This is a genomic window from Listeria sp. Marseille-Q6474, assembly GCF_946902005.1.
Taxonomy (GTDB): Bacteria; Bacillota; Bacilli; order Lactobacillales; family Listeriaceae; genus Listeria; species Listeria innocua.
The window spans coordinates 752,352-765,197 of sequence record NZ_CAMPPS010000001.1 but is presented as its reverse complement, the minus strand read 5'-3'; the positions used below and the strand labels follow the sequence as shown (position 1 = coordinate 765,197).

Annotated in this window: 13 protein-coding genes and 4 tRNA genes; 16 read left to right on the top strand and 1 reads right to left on the bottom strand. The window is 37.8% G+C overall.

What is annotated here, in order from left to right; translation table 11 throughout:
* The first annotated feature begins 6 nt into the window (after positions 1-6).
* From OC533_RS03890 to OC533_RS03825, 14 genes are all read left to right on the top strand, one after another.
* Positions 7-2,184, top strand: coding sequence for a Tex family protein (locus OC533_RS03890; protein WP_185625187.1), 2,178 nt, complete (start codon positions 7-9; stop codon positions 2,182-2,184).
* A complete protein-coding gene (locus OC533_RS03885; protein WP_003761323.1) occupies positions 2,184-2,651 on the top strand; it encodes a SprT family protein in 468 nt (155 codons plus the stop codon). Before OC533_RS03890 ends, OC533_RS03885 begins: the two co-directional genes overlap by 1 nt.
* A gap of 53 nt (positions 2,652-2,704) precedes the next feature.
* Positions 2,705-2,778: transfer RNA gene (locus tag OC533_RS03880), tRNA-Asn, on the top strand.
* 3 nt (positions 2,779-2,781) lie between these two features.
* A tRNA-Ser gene (locus OC533_RS03875) sits at positions 2,782-2,869 on the top strand.
* A gap of 113 nt (positions 2,870-2,982) precedes the next feature.
* Positions 2,983-3,375, top strand: a complete 393-nt coding sequence (locus OC533_RS03870) for an iron chaperone (RefSeq protein ID WP_003761325.1) — start codon at positions 2,983-2,985, stop codon at positions 3,373-3,375.
* A gap of 142 nt (positions 3,376-3,517) precedes the next feature.
* A complete protein-coding gene (gene celB / locus OC533_RS03865; protein ID WP_010990670.1) occupies positions 3,518-4,804 on the top strand; it encodes a PTS cellobiose transporter subunit IIC in 1,287 nt (428 codons plus the stop codon).
* Between the two features lie 80 nt (positions 4,805-4,884).
* Positions 4,885-5,598 (top strand): GntR family transcriptional regulator, encoded by a 714-nt coding sequence (locus OC533_RS03860; protein WP_194323327.1) that lies wholly within the window; start codon positions 4,885-4,887, stop codon positions 5,596-5,598.
* A gap of 200 nt (positions 5,599-5,798) precedes the next feature.
* Positions 5,799-5,870, top strand: a tRNA-Glu gene (locus OC533_RS03855).
* A gap of 26 nt (positions 5,871-5,896) precedes the next feature.
* A tRNA-Asp gene (locus OC533_RS03850) sits at positions 5,897-5,969 on the top strand.
* Between the two features lie 127 nt (positions 5,970-6,096).
* Positions 6,097-6,477: an OsmC family protein gene (locus OC533_RS03845; RefSeq protein ID WP_194323328.1), complete on the top strand. Its 381-nt coding sequence runs from the start codon at positions 6,097-6,099 to the stop codon at positions 6,475-6,477.
* Positions 6,478-6,594: 117 nt separating this feature from the next.
* On the top strand, positions 6,595-7,269 hold the full coding sequence (locus tag OC533_RS03840; protein ID WP_070753394.1) for a YdeI/OmpD-associated family protein: 675 nt from the start codon (positions 6,595-6,597) through the stop codon (positions 7,267-7,269).
* 130 nt (positions 7,270-7,399) lie between these two features.
* Positions 7,400-7,897: a tyrosine phosphatase family protein gene (locus OC533_RS03835; RefSeq protein WP_003766152.1), complete on the top strand. Its 498-nt coding sequence runs from the start codon at positions 7,400-7,402 to the stop codon at positions 7,895-7,897.
* A gap of 35 nt (positions 7,898-7,932) precedes the next feature.
* Positions 7,933-9,282, top strand: coding sequence for a glutathione-disulfide reductase (gorA, locus tag OC533_RS03830; RefSeq protein WP_194323329.1), 1,350 nt, complete (start codon positions 7,933-7,935; stop codon positions 9,280-9,282).
* Positions 9,283-9,310: 28 nt separating this feature from the next.
* Positions 9,311-9,985, top strand: a complete 675-nt coding sequence (locus tag OC533_RS03825; RefSeq protein ID WP_003761333.1) for a histidine phosphatase family protein — start codon at positions 9,311-9,313, stop codon at positions 9,983-9,985.
* A 42-nt stretch (positions 9,986-10,027) separates the two neighbouring features.
* Here the strand turns inward: OC533_RS03825 and OC533_RS03820 are convergent, their stop codons facing one another.
* A complete protein-coding gene (locus OC533_RS03820; protein ID WP_003761335.1) occupies positions 10,028-11,164 on the bottom strand; it encodes an AI-2E family transporter in 1,137 nt (378 codons plus the stop codon).
* A gap of 141 nt (positions 11,165-11,305) precedes the next feature.
* Here OC533_RS03820 and OC533_RS03815 point away from each other — a divergent pair, with 141 nt between their 5' ends.
* Together OC533_RS03815 and OC533_RS03810 are read left to right on the top strand one after the other, a co-directional pair.
* A complete protein-coding gene (locus OC533_RS03815; RefSeq protein ID WP_003761337.1) occupies positions 11,306-11,698 on the top strand; it encodes a GntR family transcriptional regulator in 393 nt (130 codons plus the stop codon).
* Positions 11,699-11,700: 2 nt separating this feature from the next.
* Positions 11,701-12,804, top strand: a complete 1,104-nt coding sequence (locus OC533_RS03810) for a DUF1648 domain-containing protein (protein ID WP_194323330.1) — start codon at positions 11,701-11,703, stop codon at positions 12,802-12,804.
* The last annotated feature ends 42 nt before the right edge of the window (positions 12,805-12,846 follow it).

Here is a 12,846-nt window from a genome sequence, read left to right as displayed (position 1 = left end):
TCAAGTATGGAACAAATGCAAGAAAAAATAATGAAATTAGTCCAAAAATCGCTAACTTATAAACCAGCGCAAATTAACGCCGTAATTAAACTAATGGAAGAAGGCAACACTGTTCCATTTATCGCACGTTACCGTAAAGAAATGACTGGTAGCCTAGATGAAGTTGAAATTCGCGATATTGAAGAAACGTTTGAATACGTTACTAAATTAGAAAATCGTAAAGAAGAAATTATTCGCTTAATAGATGAACAAGGAAAATTAACAGATGAACTGAAAGCTGCAATCATAAAAGCTGAAAAGCATCAAGCATTAGAAGATTTATACCGCCCTTATAAACAAAAGAAACGCACCAAAGCAACCATTGCCAAAGAAAAAGGCTTAGAACCTCTAGCCGATTGGTTAATGAGCTTTCCGGGTGAAGCAAATCCACTTGAAGAAGCTGCCAAATACATCTCTGAAGAAAAAGAAGTGACGTCAGCAGAAGACGCTTTACTAGGCGCACATGAAATAATTGCCGAACAAATCAGTGATGAACCTACTTTCCGTGAATGGATTCGTAACTTCACTAGAAAATTCGGTATGATTGAATCACGAGCAAAAAACGCAGAAGCTGATGAAAAAGGCGTTTACGAAATGTACTACGAATTTAATGAAATGATTGGAAAAGTTGCTAGTCACCGGATACTTGCTTTTAATCGTGGTGAAAAAGAAGATATTTTACGCGTACAAGTCCAAGTAGACACAACAAAAATCTTCCAATATCTTTTTGAAAAAGTAATCCAAAACCGTAATTCTGCAACACGAACATACGTAGAAGAAGCGATTTTAGATGCCTATAAACGATTTATCGGTCCGGCAATTGAACGTGAAATTCGCGGTGAACTGACTGATAAAGCAGAAGAACAAGCAATCCATATTTTCTCCGAGAACTTGCGCAAACTGCTATTACAACCACCTTTAAAAGGAAAAATCATCCTTGGCGTTGACCCCGCTTTTAGAACAGGTTGTAAATTTTCTGTATTAGATCAAACGGGGAAAGTGCTAGAAATCGGTGTTGTTTATCCGCATACTGCTAAGGCGCGACGTCCAGAAGCAAAACAAAAGATAGCTGAGATTTTATCCACTTATCAAGTAGAAGTTATCGCGATTGGTAACGGAACAGCTTCTCGTGAAACAGAGCAATTTATCGTAGAAGTTATTCGCGAATCGAAATCAAACGCTTATTATTGTATTGTCAACGAAGCAGGCGCAAGTGTTTATTCTGCTAGTGAAACAGCTCGTGAAGAATTTCCGGATTATCAAGTAGAAGAACGTAGCGCAGTTTCCATCGGACGCCGCTTACAAGATCCATTAGCAGAACTTGTAAAAATTGATCCAAAATCAGTAGGAGTAGGACAATATCAACACGATGTTGCCCAAAAACGCTTGAATGAAACGCTAACTTTTGTCGTTGAAACAGCCGTTAACCAAGTAGGCGTCAACGTAAATACAGCATCTGCATCACTTTTACAATATGTTGCCGGTTTAAACAAAACGGTTGCAAATAACATTCGTAAATATCGCGAAGAAAACGGTTCTTTCACTTCTCGTAAAGAGTTGAAAAAAGTTCCTCGTCTCGGCGCGAAATCATATGAACAAAGTATCGGTTTCTTACGTATTTTAGAGGGCGAAAATCCGCTTGATAAAACAGCTATTCACCCTGAGAGCTATAAAGCAGCAGAGCAAATTGTAAAAGCAGCTGGTTTTGGCTTGAATGATATTGGTAGTGAGGATTTAAAAGCAGCATTACAAGCTCTTAGTATCCCAGAAGAAGCAGAAAAACTAGGCATTGGTAAAGAAACGATGCGCGACATTATTGATAACTTAATTGCTCCAGGACGTGACCTTCGTGATGAACTACCAGCTCCACTATTAAAACAAGATGTTATTTCGATGGAAGATTTAAAACAAGGAATGGAGTTACAAGGAACTGTTCGTAACGTTGTTGACTTTGGCGCTTTTGTTGATATTGGCGTGAAACAAGACGGACTTGTGCACATTTCAAAACTAAGTAATTCCTTTGTTAAAAACCCGATGGATGTCGTTTCAGTAGGAGACGTTGTAACAGTTTGGGTTGATGAAGTAGACACGAAGAAAAATCGAATTGCTTTAACAATGCGTAATCCAGATGGAAGTGTCAAATAATGAATCAAACAGAATTGCAGCAGCACATGGAAGAAGTGTCGCTGCAATTTTTCCAAAAAGAATTCCGTCACCAAGCTGTTTTTAACACGCGTTTACGAACAACCGGCGGAAGATATTTACTCAAAAGCCACAATATCGAAATGAACCCTAAGTACTTAGAAAACTTTGGCTTAGAGTACTTTTTCGGCATTATGAAACACGAATTATGTCATTATCACCTTCATTTAGAGAAAAAAGGCTACCAACATCGCGACAAGGATTTTCGTGAATTATTAAAAAAAGTAGACGCCCCAAGGTTTTGTGCTGCGATTCCGCGTGAAATTACAATGCATGAATATACATGTAAAAGTTGCGGGAAGTCATTTTTAAGACAACGCAGATTTAATGTAAACCGTTATCGCTGTGGCAGTTGCGGCGGAAGATTAAAGCAAACTGGTTCAAAAAAAGTTTATACAGAATCCCCCTAAAAAGCCTTGCATTTTTGCTTAATTCTGCGTATACTAATGGAAGTCAGATAATTCAACAGTAGCTCCGTTGATAGCGTAATTGGCTGTTAACCGAGTGGGCGCAGGAACAAGAATCCTGCCTGTTGCGTTTGGGGAAGTACTCAAGTGGCTGAAGAGGTGCCCCTGCTAAGGGTATAGGTCGCTCACGCGGCGCGAGGGTTCAAATCCCTCCTTCTCCGTAATTAAGAAAGGTTACCTTATAAATGTTAAGGTAACCTTTTTTGCGCGCTAAAATTGGCATTTAAGAAGAGAGTTGCTATAATAAGAAAAACGTTTCAGAAAGGAATGGACTATGGATAATAAACTAGAATTTACAACGATTGATGAATATATTACCCAAGCGCCACCGGAAACAAAAGAAGTGTTGCAAAAAATAAGAGAGACAATTCAAGCTGCTGCCCCAGAAGCAACTGAGAAAATCAGCTATCAAATGCCAACTTTTTATTTTGAAGGCAATCTAGTGCATTTTGCAGTCGCGAAAAATCATTACGGGTTTTATCCAGCGCCTAGTGGCATTTCGGCCTTTGAGAAGCAATTAGGAAAGTATAAGTATTCAAAAGGTGCGGTTCAATTTCCTATCAAAGAAGAAGTTCCTTATGAATTAATTAAAGAAATGACACTTTTCCGATTAGCAGAAAATAAACAAAAAGCAGCAGAAAAGCTAGCAAAGAAAAAGAAAAAATAAGTTTGAGGCTTTCATCAATATGATGGAAGCCTTTTTTGTTTGGTCTTTTATTTTAAAAAGACTAGACATTTAAAAATAAATGAGTATAATAATAAATAGAAAACGTTTTCTTATAGAAAAAAATACGTTTGGGGGAAGAAAAGTGAATAAATTTATGGAGTTGCTTGGGGATAAATTAATGCCTCTTGCTGCAAAGTTAGGGGAGAATCGTTACTTAACGACTTTACGAGATGCTTTTATGTTAGCGTTTCCACTGACAATGTTTGGTTCTATTGCTGTAGTTTTGATGAATCTGCCATTTTGGAGTGATGAAACGAAAGCTACTTTACAACTTTATTTAGGAAATGCCCAAAATGCGACGATGAGTATTATGACGGTTTTTGTCGTTTTTGGTATTGGTTATTCGTTATCGAAGTATTATAAAGTAGAAGCTATATATGGTGGTGCTGTTGCGCTCGCTAGTTTCTTGATTTTAACGCCATTTTTCTTTAATAGTGCTAATGGGGAATTAGTTACTGGAGCACTTTCTTTAGACAGACTTGGCGCAAAAGGTATGTTTATTGGGATGATTACTGGTTTTATTGCTGGAGAATTATATCGTTTCTTCGTGCAACGTGATTGGACGATTAAAATGCCTGATGGGGTGCCTCCAGCAGTTGCTAAATCATTTGCTGCATTAATACCAGCAGTTTTGACATTAAGTATCTTTTTAGTAATTAATATTATTGTTCAATTCTTCTTCAATACCAACTTACATGATGTCGTGTACACGGTTATTCAAAAACCGCTTGTTGGTTTAGGATCGGGAATTATACCAACTCTGATTGCACTTTTCTTTGTCCAAGTATTGTGGTTCTTCGGGTTACATGGTCAAATTATTGTAAACTCGGTAATGGACCCAATTTGGAATACGTTAATGCTTGAAAATCTGGATGCCTATAAAGCTGGGTCTCCGTTACCACATATTATTACAAAACCATTCATGGAAGTATTTACTGTCGGCATGGGTGGATCTGGGATGACACTTGCTGTAGTAATCGCGCTCGCTTTTCTAATGAAGAGCAAACAAAGCAAGGAAATCGGTCGTTTAGCGCTCGGACCTGGTATTTTTAATGTAAACGAACCGGTATTATTCGGGATGCCAATCGTGTTAAATGCAACGATTTTAATTCCGTGGATACTTGCACCATTAGTTGTCACTACACTTAATTACTTTGTGATGGCTGCTGGAATTGTACCAGCTCCAACTGGGGTATCTGTACCTTGGACAGTGCCAATTATCATCAATGGAATTTTAGCAACAAACTCATGGCTCGGCGGGGCACTTCAAGTGGTGGATTTCTTCATCGTCTTAATCATCTGGTATCCATTCCTTAAACTTGTTGACCGCACGAATATAGCAAGAGAATCCGAAGCAGCTATCAAATAAGTTATGTTTTCCTTTTCGATATGCTATAATTTGATTGGAAATGGCTAGACATTTTTAATTCAAACGAAGGAGCGATCGACTTGGTTAAGTATGAACTGATTGCCGCAGAAATCCGTGAAAAAATAAACAACGGTACTTATCCACCAGAATCCATTCTTCCTGATCAAGTGAGCTTATCTAAAGCGTATGATTGTAGCAGAATGACAATAAAAAAAGCCTTTGACGTACTGGCGCTTGAAGGACTTGTTTACAGACAACGTGGTGCAGGAACTTTTGTGATGAAAAATGCCTTAGCTAATAAACAAGATGCGAGTTTGCGAGATTATGACGGTCTAACAAAAATGATGGGAGACAATCGAATCCGAAGTAAAATCATTGCATTCGATATTGCTTTCCCAGATGAAAAAACGCAAGAACAACTCTTGATTAAAGTAGACCAACCAGTGTATAAATTGATTCGTTTGCGCCTGTTAGATGGTGAGCCGTATGTATTAGAGCATACAACCATGCCAGCAGATTTAGTTCCAGGTTTAACGAGAGAGATTTTGCATCATTCTATTTATGCATACTTACAAGACACACTAGGACTTGTTTTAAGTGGTGCATTTCGAAAAATTAATGCCGATAAGCCATCTGAATATGACCAAGAATATTTAGCGTGCGGGGAACATGATCCAGTTTTAGAAGTGGAGCAAGTAGTATATTTAAAAGATGGTAGACCAGTCGAATATTCCCGTTCAAGACATCGCTATGATACGAGAAGTTTTATTATGGTAGATCACCGAGAAAAGTAAAATAAAGTCAGCGTGCCTTTTTATAAGCATAGCTGACTTTATTTTATACTAGCAAAAATGCATAAAAATCATGAGATAAAAAAATTGTAAATAAAATTAGAAAAAGCCGTTGACAGTGACTGAGATTATGTTATAATAAAAAAGCTGGTGTAAGAGAAATGAATTCAATTGAATATATATTCATTTTTCGTTTTTTATCTGGCCCGTTGGTCAAGCGGTTAAGACACCGCCCTTTCACGGCGGTAACACGGGTTCGAATCCCGTACGGGTCACTTTTTTATTCATTTTCTATACATATGGTTCCGTGGTGTAGGGGTTAACATGCCTGCCTGTCACGCAGGAGATCGCGGGTTCAAATCCCGTCGGGACCGCTCAAAAAGAATCCAAGTTTAACTTGGATTCTTTTTTTCGTATCGGAAATTGGACATGGCTTTTTATTTGAGCTATAATCTTATTATTCATATAAGAATTGTAAGAATTAAATTGGAGGAATTAATCATGGATTTAGTGAAAAATGGGAAAGTATTAGAACTTGTACATCCAAATGGAAACTGGACATTAATTAAAGATGAAGGTTTTTCTCCAGTTCAAATAACAGTGGCTGCGGTTGCGGCTTGCAGCGGATATGTATATCAAACATTACTTGAGAAAAAACGAATTGAGATAAATGATTTAAGCATTCATACCGATTATGAGCAAAATCAAGAAAGTGCCGTGCATGTTTTAACGAAAATTAACGTTACTTTCACAGTTGATTTAGTGGATAAAAGTAACGAAGCGAAAGCCGAAAAAGCCGTGCATTTAGTGAAAGATGCCTGCCCGGTTGCGAAAAGTTTAGACCCTTCGATTGAAATTAACGAGATTGTTGTTTTTAAATAAAATGATTAGTAGACCGGGCCCCATTGCTCGGTCTATTTTTTTACATTGAGTTTGGCTTGATTACTTGGAGGGAAGGCTATATACTGAAACCAAACTATACAAACGAGGTGCTGGAATATGGCAGAGAAGACAATAGTAGAAAAATTACAACTGACTAAATACAAAGAAGCAGTCATCCTAAATCAACCAGATGGAGCGGATTATTTTCGAAATCTAGCGAATTACGAAGAAAAACTAGCAAATAAGCAATATGACTTAATTTTCGATTTTGTTGAAACGCTAGAAGAATTGGTGTCTTTTACGAAAGAAGTCATTGCTACTAAAAAACTTTCCGCGAATGGTTATTTATTTTTCGCTTATCCGAAAAAAGGCAATAAAAAGTTCGCTACATATGTCCACCGCGATGAACTCATGCCGGCGCTTAAAACCGATGAGGAAGGTTACGTCGACGGTAGCACCCTCAAATTCACGCGAATGGTTGCGCTTGATGAAACATACACGGTTGTTGGTCTAAAAGAAGCAGCAAAACTAAAAGCGAAGGGCGTAAAGAAAAATAATCCTTCCGCAGATGAATATGCCGATTATGTACCGCTTGTCGCAGAATTTTTAGCAGATAAAGGTGATTTACAAGCATTTTACAATAATTTAGCGACAGGATACCAGCGTGTTTGGGCGCGTTATATTTATTCTGCCAAACAACCAGCCACTCAAGAAAAAAGACGCGTAGAAATGGTCGATATTTTGAGTCAAGGATACAAAACAAAAGATCTTTACCGCCAAGGAAAAAAGTAACCAGATAATTTTATTTGGTTATTTTTGCGTTTGAAACTGCTTCTTTATGTAAAAGTGTGGAACCGTGATAGAATAGAGGAGGAATAAGGCGAAGGAAAATCTTGTTGCACTGGAAAAGGGGACATGCAGGATGGCGAATTATATTAACAAAGAAAGGCGCCAAATTGATTTTGATCCATTTGATTTACGGATAATTGCCGTACCAGAAGTAGTAGCGGTTCAATTTAAGCCGCGCTCAGAACATACTTTACTTATTCGTATTGCGGATGTTGGCGCAACGTATCAGCCGCTCAAACACGAAGCACTTTTTGAAGCTATTTTGCCCGTTCATTTTAACGACATAAACGAAGAAGACGATTACTGGGGATTAAGTGACAAAGAGCAGGCCGAGATGAAGCTGTTTAATGAGGTTCATCGTGACTTGATTTATGATTTTGTGGATGAACATCCAGATTTCACGCAAATCGTAGTCCATTGTCATGCTGGAGTCAGTCGAAGTAGCGCCGTTGCTATGGGTATTGCTGAACATTTAGGAGATACCGACACCTATGAAAAACTTCAAGTGATTAAACGTTACTTACCAAATCCGCGGGTTCTCGCGATTATGCGGGGCGAAGCGTATTTATAAAAACGAAAACGAAGAAATGTTAGGAGAGATTTTGTATGGAGAAGCATTATGATTATATTGCGATTGGTGGCGGTAGTGGCGGGATTGCTTCTATTAACCGCGCGGCAATGCACGGGGCAAAGTGTGCATTAATTGAACCAAAATTTTTAGGTGGTACTTGTGTAAATGTTGGCTGCGTTCCTAAAAAAGTAATGTGGTACGGCGCACAAATCAAAGAAGCAATGGATTTATACGCAGATGCTTATGGTTACCAAGTGGATTCAAGCTTTAACTTCCAAAAATTAGTAGAAAACCGAGAAGCTTACATTGAACGAATTCGTGGTTCCTACAAAAATGGACTTGATAACAATAAAGTTGAATGGATCAAAGGTTACGCCGAATTTGTCGATGAAAAAACGTTACGAGTGAATGGTGAATTAGTGACAGCGGATCATATTTTAATTGCGACGGGCGGCGAACCAGCACTTCCTTCCATCCCTGGCGCAGAATATGGCATTACTTCAGACGGCTTTTTTGCGTTAAAAGAACTTCCTAAAAAAGTGGCGGTTGTTGGCGCGGGTTATATTGCTGTTGAGTTAGCCGGTGTATTACAGCAATTTGGATCAGATACGCATCTTTTTGTACGTAAACATGCTCCTCTTCGTAATTTTGACCCGATTTTAACAGATACATTGACTGAGCTGATCGAGCAATCTGACATGACTTTGCATAAACATGCCGTTCCTCAAAAAGTGGAAAAAAACTCGGATGGTAGTTTAACTATCTTTTTAGAAGATGGTCGTACGGAAACAGTAGATACTTTAATCTGGGCAATCGGACGTAAACCGGTTATTAAAGGGCTTCAAATCGAAAAAGCGGGCGTTGAACTTGTAGATAGCGGGCATATTGCGGTAGATAAATTCCAAAATACTAATGTAGACGGGATTTATGCAGTTGGCGATGTAACGGGGCATTACGAATTGACTCCAGTTGCGATTGCTGCTGGTCGTCGTCTTTCAGAACGCCTTTTCAATAATAAAAAAGATGCTCATTTAACCTATGAAAATATTCCAACTGTTGTCTTTAGCCATCCAGCTATTGGTACAGTTGGCTTAACAGAACCAGAAGCTATTGAAAAATATGGCAAAGAAAATATTAGAGTATATACGTCTAGCTTTACGTCGATGTATACAGCTATTACAGACCACCGCGAACCTTGCCGGATGAAATTGATTTGTGAAGGGAAAACAGAACGCGTAATCGGCCTGCACGGTATTGGTTACGGAGTGGATGAAATGATTCAAGGATTCGCCGTTGCTATTAACATGGGAGCAACAAAAGCTGATTTTGACAATACAGTTGCTATCCACCCAACAGGATCTGAAGAATTTGTTACAATGAAATAGAAAACAACGATGGAGGAGGAAGTACGTAATGGGAAAAAAATTATCACTTTATTTTGTAAGACATGGTCAAACATATTTAAACAAAAATCTACGTATGCAGGGCTGGGCTGATACGCCGCTTACACCAGAAGGAATTGAAGTTGTAAAAGAAAGTGGTCGCGGACTTGCCGAAACGGAATTCGTCGCAGCCTATTCAAGTGACTTACACCGTACAATCGCAACAGCAGGACACTTACTAAAAGAAAATAAACATGCATTCGGTCTAACTCTTGAACCACTAAGCGAATTTCGGGAAACATTCTTCGGTTCCTATGAAGGTGAAAAAGGCGATGTAGCTTGGAACGAAATCGCTCATCACATGGGCTACGCAAATCAAGACGAATTATTCAAAAACGCAGATGTTCGAGAAACGATGAATGGCACGAAAGCCGCTGACCCAACTGGTGATGCGGAAGATTTTATGACATTTTGGACTCGGGTAGAACAAGGTTTCTTACATGTCATTAACCGGCACCGTGAAACAGGCGGGAATGTTCTAATTGTCGCTCACGGAAATACCATTCGCAATATTGTCCACGAACTAGAACCATCCATGGACGAATCGGTCATTCTAGACAATGCGAGTGTTACTGTTTTAGCTTATGAAAATGGTTTATTCAAATTAGAACGTTTAAACGATACTTCTCATTTTAAAAAAGCATAGAAAAAACGAGCTTTAGGAACTAGTTTCCCAAAGCTCGTTTTTTTATTCTGTCGGCGGATTAGACCCAGGTGGATTATTATCAATTGCCAGCTGTCCTCGCCTTAATTTAATTAACCGATTCACATTGACGATAATTGTTTTTACTACCGCGTAAAGTGGAACACCTAAGATCATTCCAAAAATTCCTGCTAAATTACCTGCAACAATCAAGATGATGATAATAGTGAGCGGGTGAATTGATAATGATTTACCCATAATATATGGAGAAAGTAAGTTAGAGTCAATTTGTTGAACGATAGTAACGACAACAATTACGAGTAAAGCTTGAACTGGAGAAGTGAATAGCGCCACGATAACCGCGGGAGCTGCTCCAAGGAATGGTCCAAGATAAGGAATAATGTTCGTTGCACCTGCAATAAATCCAAACAGAAGCGCATATGGTTGACCAATAATTAAGTAACCAATAAAAGTAAACAAACCAACAAACATACAATCAATCGCTTGAGAACTAATATAAGTAGAAATTGTTTTGTTCATTTCTTTAATAATTTGTTTCGCTTCAGTACGAATGCCTGCTGGGAAAAATTTGCCAGAAGACTCAACGAATTTATGACCATCTTTAAACATATAAAAGACGATAAATGGAACTGTTACAAGAATCATAACAAAACCAGAAACAAACGAGATAATCGCGCCAAAACTAGAAGCTACCCCATCAACTACCACAGACATAATTTTCGGTAAGGAAATGTTGAGTTTCGAAAGTTCTTGTTTCATATCAATATCTTTTAATGCAGAATTATTTGAGAGACTTTGTAGCCATTTTTCAAAATCTTGCCAGTAACCTGGTATTGCTTTTGCAAGTTCAGCTACTTGGTCAGCAAGTGTTGGACCGAGTTGCATTACAGCTAGAACAACAAGCGCGATAAACGCGATAAAAATCAAAATAACACTTAAAAGTCGCGGAACTTTTCTCTTTTCTAAAAATAAAACTAGCGGATTGAATAAATAGAATAAAAATCCTGCTACTAGAATAGGCATAAATAAAGTGGAAACGATTATACCGATTGGTGAAAATATGTACTTCATCTGCAACAGAATAAATAAAACTGCCACAACTGCTAAAATTTCAATAGTCCAAAAAAACAATTTACTATCCCTAAAACGTGAAAATTTCAAATGATCCCCTTCTTTCTATAAACCTTATTGTTAAATTTTATAGTACCATTAACTGCTTTAAATAGCCACTGAATTTATGATGTTGACTTAAAAATATATGTGTTATACAATATGTATAACAGTTAGAGGAGAGGTGTTTGTATGTTACTCGCGATTGACTTACAATCAGACGAGCCGATTTATACACAAATATGTAATCAAATTATTGAAGGCATGGCAAAACGGGAACTTTTACCGGGAGATAAACTTCCTTCCGTGCGGAGTCTTGGTGCGGATATTGGTATTAATTTTCATACCGTAAATAAAGCATACCAAATCTTAAAGCAAGAAGGATTTATTCAAATACACCGCCAAAAAGGAGTAGTTATACATCCAGATGGCGTGGCAAAAGCAGATCAACTATTTTTCACTAAGCTGCAAACAAAACTAAGACCATTAATTGCAGAATCGATTGTGCGTAGCGTGAGTGAGGAAGAGTGGCTAGAAATTAGTAAAGCTATTTTTGACGAAATAAAAGGGCGGGGAGTGGAGTAGTTATGGAAATCATCATTTATATTTTTGTCAGTATTGCTATTATTTCACTGCAAGCAATTACGCCATTTGTAATACGTAAATCCGAATGTTTCGGGGTAAATGTGGGCGAACGAGCTAATCGAAATGCAGAACTAACCCAACTTAAAAAACAATATGTTGGTCAAGTGATTTTGTGGACTGTATTGGTCGCTATCATTGGAATTGCGTTAATTCAAGGTTTCCATTGGAGTGAAAACATCCAAGCGGGAATCTTTATCATATCCATGTTTGGTCAATTAATTGTTTCTTTCATTATTTACTATCGTTTTCATCACACAACATTACAGTGGAAAAGAGAAAAAATCGAGTCTGGCGAAATTTCAACCAATTCTATTATCATGGTAGATACTAGTTTTCATCGCAGGAAAATGGTTATTTCGTATACTTGGTTTGTAGTACCATTACTTATTTTTATTATCACACTTGCCATTACAGCCGTATTCTATCCGCTTGCACCAGAGGCTTTTCCAGTCCATTTTGACATGAATGGGATTGTGACTGACACCGTTCAAAAATCGGTGAGAGCTGCTTTACTTTTACCAATGCTACAATTAGGGATGATTGCTTTATTTATATTTATTAATTTCGTTATTGCGAGAAGCAAACAAACGGTGGAAAATGAAAACCCGGCAGATTCATTAAAACGGAATATGCTGTTTAGACAAATTTCTAGTAAAGCAATGTTGATTATGTGCGTTATTCTGGTTATTGATTTTCTCGTAATGCAAGCAGTTATTTTACTTTCACTCTCGCCTGAAATTATGATGATTACCATGAGCATTTCTATCATTTTAATTTTACTTGGAACAGTTCTTCTAGCCGTAAAAGTAGGACAAGGTGGAAGTAGGCTAAAATTTGCTAACGAACCAGATAATGTGAATAAACCAATTCGTGATGATGATGCGTTTTGGAAAGCTGGAGTAATCTATTTTAACAGGAATGATCCTGCTTTATTTGTTGAAAAACGTTTTGGCATTGGCTGGACGATCAACACTGCTCGTCCTGTTGCATGGCTCACTTTTGTTTTTATTATTGCAGCGATTATTTTCCTTAGTATCTTGTTTTAAGTAAAGTTTAGTAGGGTATTTATCATGTGTTATGCGGATAAA